This window comes from Lujinxingia sediminis (genome assembly GCF_004005565.1).
GTDB classification, from domain to species: Bacteria; Myxococcota_A; Bradymonadia; order Bradymonadales; family Bradymonadaceae; genus Lujinxingia; species Lujinxingia sediminis.
Map to the genome: position 1 here is coordinate 1,005,481 of NZ_SADD01000001.1, position 20,385 is coordinate 1,025,865.

At 62.1% G+C, this 20,385-nt stretch carries 15 protein-coding genes and 2 tRNA genes; 14 read left to right on the forward strand and 3 right to left on the reverse strand.

Annotated features, from left to right (window positions below; genetic code table 11):
* The first annotated feature begins 53 nt into the window (after positions 1-53).
* From ftsA to EA187_RS04130, 3 genes are all read left to right on the forward strand, one after another.
* On the forward strand, positions 54-1,286 hold the full coding sequence (gene ftsA / locus EA187_RS04120) for a cell division protein FtsA (RefSeq protein ID WP_115602784.1): 1,233 nt from the start codon (positions 54-56) through the stop codon (positions 1,284-1,286).
* 217 nt (positions 1,287-1,503) lie between these two features.
* Positions 1,504-2,811 carry a cell division protein FtsZ gene (gene ftsZ / locus EA187_RS04125; protein ID WP_115602783.1) on the forward strand — a complete coding sequence of 436 codons (1,308 nt, stop codon included), beginning with the start codon at positions 1,504-1,506 and terminating at the stop codon, positions 2,809-2,811.
* Positions 2,812-2,881: 70 nt separating this feature from the next.
* Complete coding sequence (locus EA187_RS04130) at positions 2,882-3,664, forward strand: RNA methyltransferase (protein ID WP_127779268.1); 783 nt, start codon at positions 2,882-2,884, stop codon at positions 3,662-3,664.
* Positions 3,665-3,675: 11 nt separating this feature from the next.
* Here the strand turns inward: EA187_RS04130 and EA187_RS04135 are convergent, their stop codons facing one another.
* Complete coding sequence (locus EA187_RS04135; RefSeq protein ID WP_115602781.1) at positions 3,676-3,987, reverse strand: hypothetical protein; 312 nt, start codon at positions 3,985-3,987, stop codon at positions 3,676-3,678.
* Positions 3,988-4,148: 161 nt separating this feature from the next.
* Here EA187_RS04135 and EA187_RS04140 point away from each other — a divergent pair, with 161 nt between their 5' ends.
* The 5 genes from EA187_RS04140 (at position 4,149) to EA187_RS04160 (ending at position 11,248) form a co-directional block, all read left to right on the forward strand.
* Complete coding sequence (locus EA187_RS04140) at positions 4,149-5,660, forward strand: prolipoprotein diacylglyceryl transferase (RefSeq protein ID WP_127779269.1); 1,512 nt, start codon at positions 4,149-4,151, stop codon at positions 5,658-5,660.
* A 147-nt stretch (positions 5,661-5,807) separates the two neighbouring features.
* A complete protein-coding gene (rpsO, locus tag EA187_RS04145) occupies positions 5,808-6,077 on the forward strand; it encodes a 30S ribosomal protein S15 (protein ID WP_115602779.1) in 270 nt (89 codons plus the stop codon).
* Between the two features lie 363 nt (positions 6,078-6,440).
* Complete coding sequence (pnp, locus tag EA187_RS04150) at positions 6,441-8,546, forward strand: polyribonucleotide nucleotidyltransferase (RefSeq protein WP_127779270.1); 2,106 nt, start codon at positions 6,441-6,443, stop codon at positions 8,544-8,546.
* 287 nt (positions 8,547-8,833) lie between these two features.
* Complete coding sequence (locus tag EA187_RS04155) at positions 8,834-9,820, forward strand: hypothetical protein (protein WP_115602777.1); 987 nt, start codon at positions 8,834-8,836, stop codon at positions 9,818-9,820.
* A 105-nt stretch (positions 9,821-9,925) separates the two neighbouring features.
* On the forward strand, positions 9,926-11,248 hold the full coding sequence (locus tag EA187_RS04160) for a hypothetical protein (RefSeq protein ID WP_127779271.1): 1,323 nt from the start codon (positions 9,926-9,928) through the stop codon (positions 11,246-11,248).
* Between the two features lie 84 nt (positions 11,249-11,332).
* Here the strand turns inward: EA187_RS04160 and EA187_RS04165 are convergent, their stop codons facing one another.
* Positions 11,333-12,229, reverse strand: coding sequence for a PDZ domain-containing protein (locus EA187_RS04165; protein ID WP_127779272.1), 897 nt, complete (start codon positions 12,227-12,229; stop codon positions 11,333-11,335).
* A gap of 94 nt (positions 12,230-12,323) precedes the next feature.
* Between EA187_RS04165 and EA187_RS04170 the strand changes: the two genes are divergently transcribed.
* The 6 genes from EA187_RS04170 (at position 12,324) to EA187_RS04195 (ending at position 17,766) form a co-directional block, all read left to right on the forward strand.
* The gene (locus tag EA187_RS04170) at positions 12,324-13,739 is read left to right on the forward strand and encodes a cytochrome c biogenesis protein CcdA (protein ID WP_127779273.1); all 1,416 of its coding nucleotides are present in this window, start codon (positions 12,324-12,326) and stop codon (positions 13,737-13,739) included.
* A gap of 259 nt (positions 13,740-13,998) precedes the next feature.
* Positions 13,999-14,226, forward strand: coding sequence for an FmdB family zinc ribbon protein (locus tag EA187_RS04175; RefSeq protein WP_115602773.1), 228 nt, complete (start codon positions 13,999-14,001; stop codon positions 14,224-14,226).
* 158 nt (positions 14,227-14,384) lie between these two features.
* Entirely contained in the window at positions 14,385-16,277 is a 1,893-nt protein-coding gene (dnaK, locus tag EA187_RS04180; RefSeq protein ID WP_127779274.1) for a molecular chaperone DnaK, read from the forward strand.
* A gap of 174 nt (positions 16,278-16,451) precedes the next feature.
* Positions 16,452-17,330: a hypothetical protein gene (locus tag EA187_RS04185; protein WP_127779275.1), complete on the forward strand. Its 879-nt coding sequence runs from the start codon at positions 16,452-16,454 to the stop codon at positions 17,328-17,330.
* 113 nt (positions 17,331-17,443) lie between these two features.
* Positions 17,444-17,515 (forward strand) — tRNA-Gly (locus tag EA187_RS04190).
* Between the two features lie 179 nt (positions 17,516-17,694).
* Positions 17,695-17,766 (forward strand) — tRNA-Gly (locus EA187_RS04195).
* A gap of 634 nt (positions 17,767-18,400) precedes the next feature.
* On the opposite strand, the gene EA187_RS04200 is transcribed toward EA187_RS04195, so the two are convergent.
* Complete coding sequence (locus EA187_RS04200) at positions 18,401-20,155, reverse strand: peptidylprolyl isomerase (RefSeq protein WP_127779276.1); 1,755 nt, start codon at positions 20,153-20,155, stop codon at positions 18,401-18,403.
* Positions 20,156-20,385: the final 230 nt, after the last annotated feature.

Genomic DNA, 20,385 nt, shown 5'->3' on the forward strand with positions numbered 1-20,385 from the left:
TACGTGGGGTGGCGAGGGCACGGGGTTCGGGCCGAGACCAGGGAAGGTGCGGAATGGCGAATCGACGTAATGGTGAGATTGTTGTTGGGCTTGATATCGGGACGACTAAAATCGCCTGCATCATCGGCGAGGTGACCCCTGAAGGGATCGATGTCATCGGGATTGGGTCGCACCCCTCGAAAGGGATGCGTAAGGGAGTGGTGATCAACATCGACGCCACGATCAACTCGATCAAGAAGGCCGTCGAAGAAGCCGAGCTGATGGCAGGCTGCGAGGTCAACACGGTGCACGCAGGCATCGCCGGCGGCCACGTGTTGGGCTTTAACTCTCACGGCATCGTCGCCATCAAAGATAAAGAAGTGAAGGGCGGGGATCTTGATCGCGTGGTCGACGCGGCCCGCGCGGTGGCCATCCCCATGGATCGTCAGCTGCTGCACGTGATCCCTCAGGAGTACATCATCGATGAGCAGGACGGCATCAAGGAGCCCCTGGGCATGACCGGGGTGCGCCTGGAGGCCAAGGTCCACATTGTGACCGCGTCGGTGACCAGCGTTCAGAACATCGTCAAGTGTGCCAACGCCTGCGGTCTCAACGTGGCCGACATCGTGCTTGAGCAGCTCGCCAGCAGTGAGGCGGTGCTCGGCGCCGACGAGAAGGAGCTCGGTGTGGCGGTGGTCGATATCGGTGGGGGCACCACCGATATCGCCATCTACAGCCAGGGAAGCCTTGTTCACACCGCTGTGCTTTCGGTGGGTGGGAACCACCTGACGAACGACATCGCCGTGGGCCTTCGCACCCCGATGGCCGAGGCCGAGCGCATTAAGCAGCGTTATGGCTGCGCGATGACCGGCAAGGTTAGCGCCGAAGAAACCATTGAGGTGCCCTCGGTGGGTGGGCGTCCGCCGCGGATCTTGAGTCGCCAGATCTTGAGCGAGATCATTGAGCCGCGTGTCGAAGAGATCTTTGCTTACGTGGCCCGTGAGATCAAAGAGTCGGGCTGTGAGGATCTCATCTCGGGTGGCGTCGTGATCACCGGCGGTACCACACTTCTTGAGTGCATGCCGGAGCTTGCTGAAGAAGTACTTGGATTGCCGGTGCGCCGCGGTGTTCCGCGCAATATCGGTGGGCTCGTGGATGTGGTGCGTAACCCCAAATTCGCCACCGGGGTTGGCCTTGTGCAGCATGGCGCTAAAGCGCCCGAACGCGCGCCTTTCGGCGAGAGCCATGGCAACCTCTACCAACGCCTGACCACGCGTATGCGCGAGTGGCTTGCCGAGATGTTCTAAGCCTGCTTGCTGACGGATGGGGGCGGTGCTATCGTCGCGCGAAGTCTCAGCTTTATGTGGAAACAAGGCGCGGAGTGTTACCGTTGTCCCTTGGAAGGAGGATGGCATCATGACCAAGTCCGTCCTTGCGGTAAGCGCGCCTTGAGGCGTATCATCTGCGCCCGCCCACGGGTGGGCACAGATGTTCAGTTCTGACTCAGGAGTCCAGGGAAAAGGTATGCTCGAGTTCGATGACGCCGATGTCTCAAACGCGGCAAATATTAAAGTGATCGGCGTGGGTGGGGGAGGCGGCAACGCCATCAACACGATGATCACCGAGGGGATCTCCAGCGTGGAGTTCATTGCAGCCAACACTGACTTGCAGGCGCTGGAGACGAACCTCGCCACGGTCAAGATTCAGCTTGGCGGAGCACTGACAAAAGGTCTTGGTGCCGGTGCGAATCCGGACGTCGGACGTAACTCGGCGCTCGAAGACCAGACCCGCATCGCCGAGGCGCTCAAGGGTGCCGATATGGTCTTTGTGACTGCCGGGATGGGCGGTGGGACCGGTACCGGCGCTGCGCCAATCATCGCGAGTATCGCCCGGGAGTTGGGCGCGCTGACTGTTGGTGTGGTGACCAAACCCTTCCAGTTTGAAGGGCGCCGCCGTCGTCGCTCCGCTGATGAGGGCATTCGCAACCTGGCCAGCGCGGTCGATACGCTGATCACGATCCCCAACCAGCGTCTGCTGGCGATCGCCGGTGAGCAGACCACGATCCTGGAAGCCTTCAAAAAGGCTGATGAGGTGTTGCTCTATGCCGTGCAGGGGATCTCGGATCTCATTACGGTGCGTGGTCTGGTTAACGTCGACTTTGCGGACGTGCGCACCATCATGACCGGCAAAGGGCTGGCTTTGATGGGCACGGGCCGTGCCTCCGGCCCGACCCGTGCGTTGGAAGCCGCCGAGACGGCGATCTCCTCGCCGCTTCTCGAGGATGTCTCCATCGAGGGCGCTACCGGCATTCTCGTCAACATCACCGGTGGCGTTGATATGACGCTCACCGAGATCAACGACGCGATGATGCTCATCGAGCAGGCCTCGCATGAGGACGCCAACATTATCTTCGGCAATGTGATCGAAGAGGATATGCGCGATGAGCTGATGGTGACCGTCATTGCCACGGGCTTTGACAAGGCGCGCGCCGAAAGCTCGGACTTCAGCGAGATGAGCCGCCGTCGCGAGTCGACGACGCGTCAGTCGGCCCCGGTCGCCGCAGCGCCCCGTCAGGCTGAGCCGCCTCGTGCGCCGGCACCGGTTGAAGAGGAGGTGGTCGAGAGTGTGCCCGCCCAGCGTGGTGCGCCTGCCTACCAGAGTGGTGCGCGCTACGATCGCGGCGCACAGGACTCGGTGACCGAGCGTCGCGCCTCCTTTCTGCGTTCGAACACGGGCAGTCACTCGGTACCCGGTGGCCTGAGCGCAACGGAGGAAGAAGAGATCGATACGCCGACCTTCCTGCGCAACTCGCGGCGGCGCAACGACTCCTGATCTTCGGGCGACGCGGTCGCTCAAAGCCCGCTCTCAATGGGAGCGGGCTTTTTTGTCTTTGAGAGCAGTTATGACAGGTTTGATTGAGAACGTCTCGGTCGTGCTGGTGGAGCCCCAGGATGACATCAACATCGGCAACGCGGTGCGTGCCTCCAAGAACTTCGGCATCGAAGATCTTCGGCTGGTGAACCCGGCGAACGCCGATCGCGAACGCATCGCGATCAGCGCGCCGCGCGCTCATGAGACCATCGATCGGATGGGCCGTTTTGGTTCGCTTGATGAGGCCCTTGATGATTGCGTGATGACTGTGGGGCTGACCGCTCGGGTGCGCTCGGCCCACTGGCGTGTCCTGGAGCCGGAGCAGGCCGCCGCAGAGCTTATCGCTGAGGCAGCAAAGGGCCGACGCGTGGCGATGCTTTTTGGTCGGGAGGATAGCGGACTTCCTAACAGCGCGCTTGATCGCTGTCAGGCGGTGGTCACCATCCCCACCAACCCCGACTACAGCTCCATCAATCTGGGACAGGCGGTGTTGTTGATGGTCTGGGAGGTCTCCCGAGCCCTTCGAAAGATGGAGGCCGGTGACGTGGAGACGGCCCCGAGGCTCGCCATGCAGACGGAGTGGCACTCCGAGTTTGACCCGGCACCGATGGCCGGGCTCACGCGGATGTTTGGCCAGGCGGAAGCAGCGCTCCAGGCCATTGAGTTTGTGAAGGGGAGCAGCAACGATCACATCATGCGCAGCCTGCGATCGGTCTTTTTGCGCGCGCGCCTCGATTCCCGCGAGCTGGCGATCTGGCACGGGATTTTTAAGGAGATCGTGGCGTATATGCGCCGCAAGGGCATGGAACCCTGAGCGAGGAGCGCTCAGTCCGCCGAGAAGCAGTAGTTGGTCTCGGCCTGCTCGTCGGCGTCGTAGCAGCGATGTCCATCGCGGCAGGCGTCGTCGCTCTCGCAGCTCTTAAGGCAGAAGCTGGTGTGGCGGTCGATCACCACGCAGGTCGCGTCCTCGGGGCAGTCCCCCGGGCGACAGCCGCGCACGGTGCAGAGCCCCCCCTCCACCGAGAGGTCGCAGCGCGCGCCGGAGGGGCACTCGTTGTCGGAGGCGCATTCCGCGCCGATCTGCGGCGCGCATCCGACGGCCAGCATCAGCGTCAGGGTGAGGATGGCAGGGAGCATGCGCGTCAATGGGAAGAATGGGAGCATGGGGCAACGTTCTGGCTGGAGTTCAGGTGGGCGCGACGCGCTGAGGCTGGCAGGATGCCAGCGACCCGGTCGTTCTACCGTCGCATTGAGATGCTGACAAGATGAAGCCAGCCAGCGCGAAGAGAGCAGGGGGGATGCTCGTGGGGCTTTCGGCCTCGGTGCTCACGCATCTGCTGGCGGTGGTAGTGCTGGCCTGGGTTGTTTCAGGACCGGAAGCGCAGACTGATGAGGAGGAGGCGGTCGAGGTGGTGCTCGAGGATTGGGAGCCACGCTTCGATGAGCCCGACGTCGAGGCTGTGCTGGAGGAGCCTCTTCGTCGTGAGAATCCACCGCTCCCGGATGAGACTCCTCGCCCCGAAGTGGTGCAGCAGGAAGAGCCTCCGCCTCAACAACCAGATCCGCAAGATGACGATGCGCAGCAAGAGCCGCAGCCGCCCTCAGACCAGGCGATCGCCGTGGAGTTGCAAAACCCCGATCCCGCCGAGGAGGAGCCCGAAGATGCGGAGTTCATCGCCGAGGTTGCCCGGCGCACCGATGTACAGATGGTGGCCGAGCAGACGACCCTGGAAGACGCCGAGGCACCCGAGCCCGACGAAGACGTCACGGCCCCGGAGCAGGAGGTCGCGTCGGATGCACCCGAGTACCTCGCCAGTGAGGCTGAGGTGAACGACGAAGATCTGGAGGGAGCTCGTGAAGATCAGGGCACCTCGGAAGAGGTCGTCGCCAGATCGAATGCTCCCTCTGAGGTCGGACGCGATGAGGAGGTTCCTGCCGCTCAGGCAGCGGTAGACCGGCGCGATGAGCCTGTGGTGGAGCCGCTGCCTGTGGCTGAGCCTGAGCCATCCGAACTCGCTGCAGACGATCTGGCCATGAGGCTCCCCGCCGATGAGGCAGCTGAGGTGCCGCTTGCTCGAGATCGCGCTCTGGATACGGCTGAGAGAGCCGAGACGTCTGATCCCAAAGAGGCACCGAGCACCACAGAGCCTCAAGATGCGGCGGCGTCCGGCGTCGCTGACGAGACCCTGGGGCCGGCACGTCTTTTCGGGCGAGATATGAAGGCTTACCAGGAGGTCTTCGAGGAGAGGGATGCAGAACGGGCTGATGAGATTGCCGAAGCGCGTGCCTCGCAGCGACGACGGTTGCTCAGCGGTTGGCAGGGAGACAGCGCGAAGCTGCGCGCGAGCCTGCAGAACTTCGTGCCACATGTGCAGGTGGGCAATCATACGCAGGTCAACGCCGCCTCGGCCGCCCACGCCACGATGATCGCGCGGATGCACCGCCGCTACATTCACCCGCAATGGGCCGAAGGGTTTGTGCGTCGCATTGAGTCCGACCTCTCCATGGCTCACCCCCTTAACAATCTGGAGTTGATGGCTCGCCTTGAGCTTGTGATCGACGGTGAGACGGGGGAGGTTGTCGATGTGGTTCGTCTGGAGAGTTCCGGCAACGAGTTCTTTGACGGGCAGGCGATCATCGTTGCCTGGAACATCACCTCGGTGGCACCCGTGCCCGATGAGGTCATCAGCCATGATGGCCGGGTCTACATCCACTGGGAGTTTGCCCGTGGACCACGCCTCTGCGGAACCTTCGGCGCACGGATTTTCAAACTGACCGAGCCCGGATCTGAGCGTCAGCTGGACATGTAATGAGGGGGCTGCGTGCTTGACTTTAAGGGTGGGCGCACCTAGTGTCCCGCGCCGTACGCAGCCTCGGCCTACTCTCCATGGGTGGGTTGCCGGGGAGTTGATGCGTACCGGAGCAATTCATTTTACTTCTGACCCAAAAGGAACCCCATGGCCCTGCATCCGGATCGCAAAGCGGAGATTATCGAACAGTTCAAGCGCGGTGAAGGCGACACCGGCAGCCCCGAAGTTCAGGTGGCGCTGCTGACTACCCGCATCAATGAGCTGCAGTCCCACTTTGAAGCTCACAAGCACGATCACCACTCCCGTCGCGGCCTGCTGAAGCTCGTCGGCCAGCGTCGCCGTCTGCTTGCGTACCTGCGCAAGACCGACGTCAACCGCTACCGAGAGCTGATTCAGGCTCTCGGCCTGCGTAAGTAAGGCTCTTTTGCCCCCGCTGAGATGGCTCAGCGGGGGCATTTTCGTAGCGCGCCTGAGTCGACAGCATGATTCCAGGTGAGGAACACGACGATGTTGGCCATCGATAGGGTAGCCTGTAACAGGCCCCTTCAGCGCATCAAGGAGCGCTGGAGAGTCCTGTTACATGCTACGCAATCGCGCCCTGCCAAAGGTGTTCGAGTCCCTCCCTGAGGCTGCTCATGACGATGGGCCGGTAAGCGCTGTCCGACCGATAGGTCGGGGCAGGGCGCCAGGCTTCATCTCAGGACTCGGCCTGTTTGTTTTTGAACCACCGCAGCGCGGGGATCGGCCCTGCGTGCGGCGACCATGTTTGAGGAGAAAGAAATGGCAATTATTCGTGAAGGTGCAAAGTTTGGGGACCGTGAGCTGATCATCGAGACCGGCCGTATGGCCCGTCAGGCCAATGGTTCCGTGGTGGTGCAGTACGGCGATTCGATGGTGCTGTGTACCGCTACCGCCGGTGGCGAGCGCCCCGATCTGTCCTTCTTCCCGCTGATGTGCGACTACGTTGAGAACATGTGGGCGGCGGGCACCATCCCCGGCGGCTATTTCAAGCGCGAAGGCAAGCCCAGCGACAAGGCCGTGCTCAGCAGCCGTCTGATCGACCGCCCCTGCCGTCCGCTCTTCCCCGACGGCTACATGAACAACACCCAGCTCATTGCGTGGGTGATCAGCGCTGATCGCGTTCACGACACCGACATCCTGGGCATCACCGGCGCTTCGACCGCGCTGATGATCAGCGACATCCCCTGGAACGGCCCGGTGGCTGGCGTGCGCGTGGGTCTGGTTGATGGCAAGTTCATCGCCCACCCCAGCTTTGAAGAGCGCGAGCGTTCCTCGCTGGATCTGGTGATGGCCATCAGCCCCACCGCGGTGGTGATGGTCGAGGGCCTGGCCGATGAAGTTCCTGAAGATGTGATGGTGGAGGCGCTTGAGTTCGGGCGTGAGTCGGTTCAAGACGTGCTCGACCTGCAGCTGAAGTTGGCGCGATCGATCGGCAAAGAGAAGATGGTCGTCAACGTCACCAGGCGCGATGAAGCCATCGACAAAGCCGTTAAGAAGGCCGCGGGCACCAAGCTCAAAAAAGCTCTGGCGGTGGCCGACAAGATCGAGCGTTATAAGGCGCTTGATGCCCTCAAAGATGAAGTTGTCGCCAAGCTCGAGAAGGACTACCCGGAGAATCTGGGCGATGTGAAGGAAGCCTTCGGCGATCTTAAGAAAGACGTCGTGCGTACGGCGACCGTCAAGGATAAGATCCGTATCGATGGCCGTGGTCCCAAAGACATCCGCCAGATCACCTGCGAAGTTGGCGTGCTGCCCATGGCGCACGGCTCGGCGCTCTTCACCCGTGGTGAGACGCAGGCGTTGGTGACCACCACGCTTGGCACCGAGCGCGATGCGCAGCGCATTGACACGCTCGAAGGCGATGTCACCCGTAACTTCATGCTGCACTACAACTTCCCGCCTTTCTGCGTGGGTGAGGCCAAGCCGCTGCGCGGCACCTCTCGCCGCGAGACCGGTCACGGGACCCTGGCTGAGCGTTCCATCTCTTCGTCCCTGCCCGACCAGGCTACGGAGTTCCCCTACACCATTCGCATTGTCAGCGACGTGCTTGAGTCCAACGGGTCGAGCTCCATGGCCAGCGTATGCGGCGGGAGCCTGGCGATGATGGATGCCGGTGTACCGGTCAAGCACGCCACCGCCGGCATCGCCATGGGTCTTATCAAAGAGGGCGACGACCTGGTGATTCTCAGCGATATTCTCGGCGATGAAGACCACCTGGGTGACATGGACTTCAAGGTCTGCGGGACCGAGAAGGGCATCACCGGCTTCCAGCTCGATACCAAGATCGAAGGCCTGAGCAGCCAGACGATGGTCGACGCGCTGATGCAGGCCCGCGAAGGTCGCCTGCACATCCTCAACATCATGAACGAAGCGCTCGGTGCGCCCCGCAAGGATCTGGCGGCGACCGCCCCGCGCATCGTGACCATCCAGATCCCGGTCTCGGAGATCGGTACGATCATCGGCCCGGGCGGCAAGACCATTCGTGCCATTCAGGAGACCACCGGCACCACCGTCAACGTCAGCGATGACGGCACCGTGCGCATCGCGTCGAGTGGCCAGGCTGCCGCCCAGCAGGCCATCGAGATCATCGAAGGCCTCACCGAGAAGCCCGAGGTCGGCAAGATCTACCTGGGGACGGTCAAGACCGTGGTCGATTTCGGCGCGTTCATTGAAGTACTTCCGGGTGTCGATGGCCTCTGCCACATCTCTGAGCTGACCGAAGGTCGGGTCAACAAGGTCGAAGATGTGTTGCGCGAAGGCGATGAGTGCCTGGTCAAGGTCATCGCCGTGGACAGCCGCAGCGGCAAGATCAAGCTCAGCCGCAAAGAAGCTCTGGCCGAGCGCGGTGAAGACGCCGGCGAGTGATGTTCAAAGCGAGGAGAGCGTGAGCTCTCCTCGCGCGATGCATCGTAGCGAAGCCCGTACCGACCTCCCCGTCGGCGCGGGCTTTTTAAGTTGTACGAGCTTCACCACGCGGGGCTCTCCGATCGTGGCCAGGCCTCCATGAATCGAAGGCGCGTTCCTCCCGTCAGACCCGGGATGCCTCGGTGGTGCGGGTTGTTGCCACCCGGGCCATTTGGTAGCTTGAGCACGTCGACGTCGGCGAGCCTTCAGGTTCGCGGCGTCTCTTCAATCTACGGTGGAGGGTTGCGATGCGAAAACTCAGTGTCCTGGCCATGTTTATGTTCGTGCTGCTCGCGATGTCGTCTCAGGCTGCGGCCGAGGAGGGGATCGCCGCGATGCTCGGCGACATCGAGTGGGGCGATAGCCGCGCCGAGGTCGTGGAGAAGCTGCGGGAGCACATGATCCAGGAGGTGCGCAATGACGAGAGTCTGCGCAACGATCGGGTCGCCATGCAGCGTGCACGCCAGCGCGCGCTTGACCGGGCCCGTGCCGTCGAAGACAGCCACACTCCGCTTCGCGGCTCGCGCACTGGCTACGAGGTCAGCATCATCTCCGGGGAGTTCAAGAAAGATAACAGCGAGGAGCTTCTGCGTGTTCGCGACGACGTCGCTCAGCGCTATTATATCTTCGTCGATGGCAAGCTCTACCGGGTGGTGGTCGCCTACAACCGGGATTATGTCGAGAATGTGGGGTTTGAAACCTTTCTGGCCCAGGCCAGCCGTCGCTACGGCCGCCCCGTTTCGTCGGACTACGGTGAAATCTTCGGCGAAGAGGTTCTCGTGCGCGCGACCTGGGAGGATCGTGACTCGGAGCTTCGCGTCGAAGATAAACGAGAGTTTTTCGGCACCTTCGCGATGATCTTCAGCGACCGCAGCATGCTCTCGGAGCTTCGTGCGGCCAATCGCCTGGCCACCGGCGAGCAGACTCAGCAAGCTGCAGTCTCCGACCGGGTGCGCGCGCTGCAACGCTCGGAAGCCGTTGATCGCCACGCCGGCGCGGTCGATTCGCTGCTCGGCGGGGATACTGCCGTCGACCTCTCGGCGGGGCGCCCGGACTACAGCGAGGAGGAAGCCGCGGCCGCCGAAGCTCAGGCCCGCGCCGAGGCCGAAGCCCGCGCGGAGCGTGAACGCGAGGAAGAGGAAAAGAAAAAGAAGAAGAAGAAGAAACGTCGTCAGCCGCGTAACGACTTCAGTGATCTGGAAGCCGGCGGTGGCGACGACCTGATCATTTACTAAAGCCGCATTGCCCGCAGTAAGTGCGGGCTAACGATGCGATCCTCGCGGGCCGAGGCTGCAAAGGCGGCGCTCGGCCCGTGGTGTTTGAACCCCTGGAGAGATGTGATGACCTTTTCGAAGTCCCCGATCGTGCTTTCTTCCACATTGAACGTCCGTGCCGGCGCGCTGGTCGCGGCCAGCCTGGCGCTGGGAAGCCTGATGGCATGCGGGGGAGAGGATGATCCTTTTACTGAGCTTGAGCCGGTAGCACCGCTATCGCTCGATAAGTCGCAGATCGGTGTGGGCATCCACCACGGCGATGCGCTCGCGCTGGCGGCCAATCGCCCCGAGTCGGTGGAGGTCGTCAACGCTACGGCGACGCACGGGTTGTTGCGGGTGAAGTCCTACGATGAGATCGCGACGGTTGTTGGCGAGTACCACGCTCACTCGTTGCCCTCTCGATTTGAAGTTCGCGATGCCAGCGACTTTCCCGCCAGCGGGACACCGGCCGGGCGCCTGGCGGCCCGTGCCGATGATCTCGTCGCGGAAGTGGAACTTGCCGGGCAGGAGGCCCAGGTAGAGCTCGTCTCTGAGCTGAGCATTGTCGTGGACTTCTGGCGCGAGCGCGGCGACTGGCTGGTCCGTTGGGACGGCCTGCTCAACCAGGGCACCAACATCGAAGGGGAGGGCACCTACGGGTTTACGCGCCAGGAGATGGTCGATGATCTCATCGCGGATCTTTCGGAAGTTGCCGAAACCCACCAGCCCACCTGGATCATCGTCGGTGACGCCATGGACAGGCTGGTAGCCGGGCCTGATGGTGAGCCCATCTCCGAGGCGGAATTCGATGCCTTTAAGGACTTCTTTGCTCAGGCGGTCGACGCTATCAAAGAGGCCTCGCCAGAGACGAAGGTGGCCGCCGGCTTCCACTGGGAGAACATCACCAACGTGATCGCCGCGCGCTATGCCGATGGTGAGGTCAATGAGGCCGCGATCGATCAAGCGTTTGCCGAAGTTGTGCTGCCTCTTGTGAACACGGGTGATGCCGTCGCGCTGCGCAGCTACGCGGTGCCTCAGGATATGGTGGAATCGCACTACCAGTACCTGCGACGCATTGAGGCGATTCACGGTGTGACCAAGCCGGTGGTGGTCTACTCGGCGTCGAGTCCCATCACCTCGCAGACGGCCTACGCGCAGCAGGCCAGCTACTTCACCCGCCTGCTCGAGTACCTGGGTGGCGTCAACGTTGAGCTGCTCGCCTGGGAGCGTCTCACCAACATTGATGGCGTGGATACCACCGATCAGGCGATCATCGGTCGTTGCCGCACGCTCAGCAACCCGGAGAACCGCGTGGTGCAGATGGAGCAGAGCCGTTGCTTTGACGGGTTGTTCTCGCTCTTTCGCCCCAAAGCAGTGATGGATCTTCTGACGGCGCAGGCTGCAGATTGAGACATGTTGGTTGAATGAAACACGCCGAAGGCCGCGCAGCTGCGCGGCCTTCGGCGATCGTGGGTCCCGGCGATTGGGCGATGCTCACGGAGCGTCGGCGCCCTTCGAGTCGGTGGGGGAGGGCGGAGGGCCTTGTTGTGGCGCGCGTTCTGTGGATGGTTCGGTGGGCGGCAGGGCGTCGGCCAGCGCACGCTCAATACGTGTGAGATCATCGACCCCGAAGGCCACCTCAACGACCTGACCGTCGGCTCCGACCAGGGCGTAGGTCGGAAGGGCACGCACCAGGAATGCCTCGGTAAGGACACGATCGGTGTCGAGGTACACAGGGGAGTGGCGCTCGCCGCGGGCCTGAAGGTAGTCGCGGACCACTGTGGGTTCTTCATCGCTGAGGGTGATCACGGTGAGGCGTTCACCGTAGCGCTCCGCTATGGCTGCGATACGCGGTTCGGCGAGTTTGCAGGCCTGGCACCAGGTGGCCCAGAAGTCGAGGAGGTAGGGCGTGCCCTCCAGCCCCTGCGCTGTGATGGGCTCTCCTTGCACAGACGCAAGATCCTGTGTCGGCGCGGGGGCACCGACCAGGTGGCGACGCGCGACTTCATCCGGGGTGGGGGAGGCCGGAAGCGTCAGGCTGCGAGTGAGAACGTCATCGCCGCGCCGCACCGTGATGTCGACGGAGGAGTTGATGCGTTTCCCACGCACGAGCGCGAGCAGCTTGCCAGCGGTTCGCACCGGCTCACCGTCGACGGCGATGACGCGGTCGCCCTTGCGAAGTTCGGCCTGATGGGCTGGTGAGGTACGCAGCACAAGTTCGACTTCCACGCCGGTGCCGTCGCTCGTACCCAGGATGATACCCAGCCAGGGCCTGGCCAAAGGACGCGCAAAATCGGGCTCCTGAGCCAGGACCGGGGATGCGGTGAGGCTGAAGGGGGCCAGGCTCAACGCGATGAGAAACAGGCTGCGGCGGAATAGCTTGGTGTTCATAGGATTTCTGCTCTAGGTTCGGCGGGCGCGCCTCTACGTACCATGATGGCGAGGCGGTCGCGAGGTTGCCGTGAGATGAAGTCGACGAGCGAGAATGCCGATGTGTTCAAAGGCGATGATGCAAAAGGTGTGGACGGCGCTAAGCCTTACGGTGGCGTTGGGGTGGCCGGGAGTGGTGTATGCCAGCGAGGGAGCTGCGGTGGCATCCCGGTGGCCTATGCTTGCCGCCGGGGGGCTTCTGGTGGTCGCGGGTATGTCTCTGATGACCCTGCGTCGCGCCTGGTTTGAGTTGTCGTCCCGGGCGAAGGGCTGGCGAGTGCTCGGTGTGATGCTGGCCGGTGTCGGGTTTTATGCGTTGACCTTCGGGGTCACCGAGCCTCCGCCCGGCGGGGAGCGCGTCGGCTGGATCACCTCGTACTCCGAGGCTCAGGCCCTGGCGAAAGCCCAGAAACGCCCAATCATGCTCGATTTCACCGCGGACTGGTGTCTGGCCTGCAGTGAGATGGAACGCGAGGTCTTTGAGCACCCGCAGGTGCGTCAGCGTCTCGAAGAGGAGTTTGTCACGCTCAAAATCGACTATGAAGCCGGCGACGCCGAGACCATCGCTGCGATCGAGCGTTTCGAAGTTGCGGGCCTGCCGCGGATCGCCTTTGAGAGCCCTGGTGGCGAGTTTCTGCGCGGCCCCAGCTTTGAGGGTAAGCTCGGAGTGGAGGAGTTCAACGCGCGCCTGGATGCGGTCCTTGAAGGACGCGACGCGGGGTCGGAAGGATGGCTCTCGAATGCGCTCCGGGAGCGGGGACTGTGGGCGGTCTTCATCCTGGTCTTTGGTGCTGGCGTGCTCTCCAGCTTTGCCCCCTGCGTGTATCCATTGATTCCCATCACCATCGGGGTCTTCGGGGCGCGCCAGGCCTCCACGCGTCGCGAGGCATTTTTGCTCAGCCTGACCTATGTTTTTGGCATTGTGGTGACGTATTCGGCGCTCGGGGTGATGGCCGCGAGCCTGGGAACGGTCTTCGGCGGGTTTTTGCAGCACCCCGGAGTGCAGCTGGGCATCGCATTGCTCTTTGTGGCGCTGGGGCTTGGGACCCTGGGGGCCTGGGATATGCGTCTTCCTGGAGGCTTGCAGACGCGTTTGAGTCAGGCGGGCGGAGCAGGGTTCGGAGGCGCATTTGTGATGGGCCTTGTGGCCGGTGCAATCGCCGCACCCTGCATTGGTCCGGTGGTTGCGGGCATTCTCGTCTACGTGGCTCAACAGGGCGATGTGCTGCTGGGGTGGTCACTGCTCTCGATCTTTGCGCTGGGACTGGGGCTGCTCTTTCTGGTGTTGGGCACGTTCTCGGGGCTCATCCAGAAGTTGCCGCGCGCTGGCGGATGGATGGAAGGTAGCAAAGCGGTCTTCAGTGCCGTCTTTTTCGGGCTTGCGCTCTTCTATGCGCGTCTGGCGCTGCCTGTGCTTGTTACCCAGACCGAACGGGTCTGGTGGGCGCTCTCCAGCGGGCTTGTCGGTTGAGTGAGAATCCCGAAAGGACCCGGGCGATACGCCGGGTGTCCGTGAGGGGACCGCTCAGAATCAATGCTTGACGCTTGGTAACCTGTGTATAACTTGGGCGCGATCTGGCCCGGTTGAGCGTGGCGTCCGGCTGTCTGGCACGGAACGCCGCGCGTCATGAATCGAGTCACCCTCATCCAAACTGGCGCAAGCTCGGGCGCGGTGTCAGCGTTCCATCACGAGGCTTGCGCAAGCTTGAGCTATCAGGAGGTAAGAGCTCATGCCTATCTACGAATACCGTTGTGCCGGCTGCGGCCATGTCTTCGAAGAAATCCAGCGATTCTCGGATCCCGATCCGGACGCTTGCCCCCAGTGTGGGAGTCCGCAGGTGGGTCGGATGATCTCCGCCAACTCCTTTCAGCTGAAGGGCGGCGGGTGGTACGCCCAGGACTATTCGGGCGGCTCGTCGTCTTCGAGCTCGTCGTCGGGCGGTGGCGGCGAGGGGTAGTGGCGACTACCTGAAAAAACGTTTGGTGATGCAGGAAGTGTGCATAGGATTGCCGCTGACAGATGGAGAGGGCCGAAAACGCCAGCGATTCGCACGTTGAGGTGGCGAGCGTTGGTCGGGCCCCACGGACCTATTGTTCCAGCTTAAGGAGAACCAAAATGGGCAAAATGATCGGAATTGACCTGGGTACGACCAACTCGGTGGTTGCCGTGATGGAGGGCAAAGAGCCCAAAGTGATCGCCAACCAGGAAGGATCGCGTACGACGCCCTCGGTGGTGGCGTTTGATGAGAAGGGCGATGTGCTGGTGGGTCGCGTGGCCAAGAACCAGGCGATCACCAACCCTGAGAACACGATCTTCTCGGTGAAGCGATTCATGGGCTTGAAGTTCAAAGAGCTCAAGAACGAGGCGGATCGCGTGCCTTATAAGGTCGTGTCCTCGGATAACGGTGACGCGCACATCGAGCTTCGCGGCAAGAAGCTCAGCCCGCCGGAGCTCTCCTCGAAGATTCTGATGAAGCTCAAAGAGGCGGCCGAAAGCTACCTCGGTGAGACGGTAACCGAGGCGGTCATCACGGTACCGGCCTATTTCAACGACGCGCAGCGCCAGGCAACCAAAGATGCCGGTCGCATCGCCGGCCTTGACGTCAAGCGTATCGTCAACGAGCCGACCGCTGCTGCGCTGGCGTACGGTCTGGACAAGACCGAAGAAGAGCTCATTGCCGTGTTCGACTTCGGTGGTGGTACCTTCGACATCTCCATCCTCGAGGTTGGCGAGGACGTCGTGGAGGTTAAGAGCACCAACGGCGACACCCACCTCGGTGGTGACGACGTGGACCAGACGATCATCGACTGGCTCATTGCCGAGTTCAAGAAGGACACCGGCATTGATGTCTCCGGCGATAAAATGGTGCTTCAGCGCCTCAAAGAGGCTGGCGAGAAGGCCAAGATCGATCTTTCCAGCGTGCTGGAAACCGACATCAACCTTCCCTTCCTCACCGCAGACCAGAGCGGTCCGAAACACCTCAACATCAAGCTGAGCCGCGCGAAGCTCGAGGCGATGATCGAGCCGATCATCGAGCGGACGCTGGAGCCCTGTCGCAAGGCGCTCGAAGACCGCAACCTCAAGCCCAGCGACATCGACGAGGTGATCCTGGTCGGCGGTTCCACGCGCATTCCGCTCGTGCAGAAGAAAGTCGCCGACTTCTTCGGCAAAGAGCCGCATAAGGGGGTCAACCCCGATGAAGTCGTCGCGCTCGGTGCGGCCGTTCAGGCCGGCGTGCTCAGCGGCGATGTCAGCGACATGCTGCTGCTCGACGTGACGCCGCTCTCTCTTGGTATCGAAACCAAGGGCGGCGTGATGACCACGCTGATTCCTCGGAACACCACGATCCCGACCAAGCGTAGCGAGGTCTTCAGCACGGCGACCGATAATCAGACCTCGGTGACGGTGCACGTCCTTCAGGGTGAGCGTCCCATGTCGGGCGACAACCGCACGCTGGGTAAGTTCAACCTGGACGGCATCCCGCCGGCTCCGCAGGGTGTTCCGCAGATCGAAGTTGTCTTCGACATCGACGCCAACGGCATCGTGCATGTCTCGGCCAAAGACAAGGCCACCGGCAAAGAGCAGAAGATTCGCATTGAGTCGTCCAGCGGTCTTGCCGATGACGAAGTTGAGAAGCTGGTTCGCGAGGCTGAAGACCATCGCGAAGGCGATAAGCGTAAGCGTGAGCAAGCCGAGCAGCGCAACAAGGGCGAGGCGATGGTCCACTCCGCCGAGAAGACGCTCAAGGAGTTTGGAGACAAGCTCAACGCTGAGCAGAAGAGTGAGATCGAGAGCAAAGTGGAAGCGCTTCGCAAGGCTATCGACGCCTACGACGACGCGGCGATTGCTTCGGGCATCGAAGAACTCGAAGCCCTGATGCACAAAGCCGCCGAGAAGATGTACGAGGCGACCGGTGACGAAGCGCCTGGCGCCGACGCTGGTTCGGACTCCAAGGGTGGCGATGATGACGATGATGTCATCGACGCCGAGTTCGAAGAGGCGAAATAATCACGCCGAACACGTGATTCGTTTGGGGTAGCTCGCGATGCGTTCTACCCCCCACGGCAGTGATTTGAAGCCGGCGAGGGTGATCCTCGCCGGCTTTTGTTATAGTAGGAAAGGCCGTCAGGACACGTGTACCGGTCGAGACCCTTGAGTCTGTGAGTTGCTGGAGAAACCAGGATGAGTACGAAAAGCCCCAAAACTGGCCGACAAGGCGCGGTGGAGAGTCACCAACTGGATGATGGCGCGTTTGAACTTGTGGTTGATGATGTGGCCGCAGCAGCGCCCGGAGCCGCCGCGAGCGGTGCCGGTGCGTCCGGGAAGGCTCGGGCAAGCACGGGGTGGGGTGGAAAACTTCTGACCATCGGCGGCGTTGCGGCAGTCGGGGTTGGTGCGATTGTCGCGGTGAGCCTGATGTTCGGGGATGCTTCGACGTCCGGTGGCGCCGACGTTGAGCTTGATGAGGTGCCGTCGTTTCGCCCCTATGAAGGCAGCGGGGCGGTGGCTGCGCCTGCTCCCGCGCCTCGGGTACGTGAGCGCCGGCCGAAGCAGGGCTGGGAGGTCGAGGAGCAGGGCGATGAGCTCCTGGTCAACGGTGAGCCTGCTGAGGCGGACTGGCGCATCACCGAGAACGACGTGATCGGTAAAGAGATCGACGGAGAGCGCATTATCGCTGACTCCAAGGGCGAGCCGATGTCGAAGATCGAGGCGGAGATTCGTGCGCGCAAGATGGTCCAGGCGATCGACGAGTCTGAGTACGAGTTTGAGAGACGGATGCGCGTGCGCGATGCGGTGAACTCCCGAATCATGGTGCCCAGCCGCGAAGGAATTGGAGCGATTGAGCTTGCGCCGGGAGTGACGATGGGCGCGGGGCTTCAAAAACGCCTTCTGAAGCGCTACGGAAACACCGGCGAGGTGGGGCGCAGGGCTGAAGAGGGGGAGGTCATCGAAGATGAGGAAGGCTATTACGACGAAGAAGAAGGGTTTTACGACGATGAAGTTTACCCCGAGGAAGAGGAATTCCTTGAGGACGAGGAATGGGAGGAGCCCACGTATTGAGAGAATGACGCGCTGAGTCATGATATGTGATTTTTATGCGAAAAGCTGTTGACAGCATACGGCTCCTGGCTTACATATCTCCTCGTTGTCGCCGAGGTGGCAACGACTCCCAGGCGGGAGTAACTCAGTGGTAGAGTGCAACCTTGCCAAGGTTGAAGTCGCGGGTTCAAATCCCGTCTCCCGCTCTAAAGAAGCCCCGAAGCGCAAGTCGCTTCGGGGCTTCTTTTTTGTCAGCTGGCATGAGCTCAGTAAAAGATTTTGGAGAGTGCGCGATGTGATTGTTTTTGTAGAAAAGTGGGTTGACACCCCGACCCGCTAAATCTATAAACCTCCTCGTTGTCGCCGAGGTGGCAACGACTCCCAGGCGGGAGTAACTCAGTGGTAGAGTGCAACCTTGCCAAGGTTGAAGTCGCGGGTTCAAATCCCGTCTCCCGCTCTAAGAAGACCCCGAAACGCGTAAAGCGTTTCGGGGTTTTTGCTTTGGTGAGCATGTGCGGTGGTGGCGTGCCCTGCGAACAAGAGAGCGGGAGGAGGGGAACCAAGCACGGGGCTTGAGCGGGCGCCTGCAGCCGCGTTGAGGCCGCCTGATACGCTACGTGGTGGATGGCCTTCTCTCTCTGCTAAAACGGGTCAGGGGAGGGCTCAGGCGCGCTCCTGGTTCGGGCTTTGAGGATATCGGGTGGGATGGATAGCCAGGGGATGCGATGTGGTTTGTCGTCGCCCTCCAGGTGGGCGGAGAGCCCTGTGGATGTGTCGCGTGCCCTTCGGGGGAAGCATGGGCTGTGGGTGCCTTCCTGCCCTCCAGGCGGTTTGTGAGAGCCTTGTGGATGTGTAGCGTGCCCGTCGGGGGGGAGGGCTGAGAGGTTTGGAGATGTGTGCCTGTCCTGCGGGCTCTCTGTGATCCCGTAGAGGAGGGGGCTGGAAGGACTCCGTCTCGTGCACTGCTATAGCGGGGCGTTGAGGAGCATCGCAGTAAGCGGGGCTTGATGGCGGTAGGGCGATGTGTGGCGCCCATAAAAAAAGCCCCCGACCCTGTGTGGGGCGGGGGCTTCTTTGTGGAGACCGTCAGGTTAGTTCGCGGCACCAACGAGGTCAGCCAGGGGATCATCGCCGGTGATCATGTCGCGGACCTTTTCGGCGGCGGGGCTGGACTTCTCGTAGAGCTTGATGGTGCCGTTCTCCAGGCCTTCCTCAAGCGCGGCGTTCACATAGTGGCCAGCGCTCTCCAGGGGGTTGACGAAGAGGAAGCGCCAGGGGCCGAGGAACTCAGAGACTTTTTCGGCACGAAGCTCAGAAGAGAGCTCGGTGCGCGCATCCGCTTCAAGCTCGCCGGCGTCTTCGCGCTCTGTGAGGCGGATGACGGCCAGGCTGCTGTCGACACGCGCCACCCGGGGAAGAAGGGCGTTGTCTTCGGTCAGGTTGAAGGACTCGGTGAGGAGCTTGGTGTCCTGGCCAAGTTTGGGGATTTCGTTCCAGCTGCGGCCGAAGTTCATGCCTGCGAGTTGGGCGCGGAACATGGCCGGAATCTGCTGTCCCTCTTTGTTGAACATGCCGGTGGTCTCAACCGAGAGGCTGTTCCAGAGGGCGGCCTCGGTGCCGGGCTCATCGCTACCTTCGTCTTCAGCGGCGACTTCGGCCTGGATGGCGGACAGGGCGTCTTCGAGTGAGCTGTTGTCAGCCTGGGCGCGGGCGTGGAGGCGCTGAGCCATCTGAGCACCGCGCTGGTCGACGAGATCTTCGCGAAGCAGGGTGGCAGCAATCTCGTTTTGCACTTCGCTGAGTGCGGGGACGCCGGCCTCTTCACGTTCTTCGACCTTTACCAGCATGCGTGCGAAGTCGGTTTCAACTTCACGCACTTCGCCGACTTCGGCTCCTTCGATCGCGGTGGCGATGGCGCCGTCGAGGTTCTCCGGAGTGGTCCAGTCCATCAGCCCGCCCTGGCTGCGGGCGTAGTCTTCGGAGAGTTCGGTGGCCACAGCGGCGAAGTCTTCGCCTTGTTCGGTGACACGAGTCTTAGCCTGCTCATAGCGCGCCAGGGCGTCGGCATCTTCGGCAGCCTCAGCCGGCTTGGTGATGTAGATGCGGCGGACGCGAACGCGCTCGTCGGTCTCAAACTCGCTGCGCTTTTCTTCAAAGTAGGTGGCGATGCGCGCGGAGTTGTTGGCAACGAACTCGGCGATGGCTTCATCGCTGAGATCAAGGGCGCCGGCCAGAGTCTCCTGGGAGAATTTCACGAACTCCAGGTTGATGCGGGTGTTGCGCAGCTCATGGAGCTCTTCAACCTCGGCCGGGGAGACGGCGACCTGCATGTCCAGCATGGCCAGGTACTTGCGGGCAAGCAGCTCGCGGCGCTTGAATGCTTCATAGCGCTGAAGGGGAACGCTGAGGCCAAATTTAACGTAGCGCTCGTAGAAGGGGCCGTCGAACTGGCCGGTGCGGCCGTAGCTGCTGAGAAACTCGACGTTGCGCGAGCCATCGGTGATGTACTCGGCAAACTCTTCGTCGCTGACGCGCAGGCCGGCGTCTTCGGCGCGGTCGGCAAGCAAGTAGATCGCCAGGACGGCTTTCAGCGCGGTGGCCTGCTGCTCGTAATAGATGTCGTCAAGGGTCGTGGAGCGGTTGGCGCCGTAGTAGCGGTTGTAGATGACGTTGACATCTTCGGTGTAGATGTCGGTGCCATCGACGCTTGCCATCAGCGCGCGGGAGCCCGAGGGGCGGCAGCCGTCGGCAGGGGCGCCGAAGAAGACCGCGAAGACGACGATCAAGAGACCGACGAGGATGTAAGAGAAGCCACTTTTGGTGGAGCGGCGCATTTGATCGAGCATGGGGAAGTAACTCCTGCGACAATTCTTAACGAGGGCCGACGACGCGCTCGCGTCTCCGAGACAAGGCGCGCACACCAGTGCAGACGGAATCAATGCCTGGTGCGAAAGGTTCAATTCCGCCGGGCGGCTCAAGGCGGGGGATGTTAACGAGTCGGGATCCGGTTGGCAAGCTCGCCGCGCTCGTGATGGAAGGGCCTGTGACGCGGTGTAGCAGTCATGCAGGCGCCGCC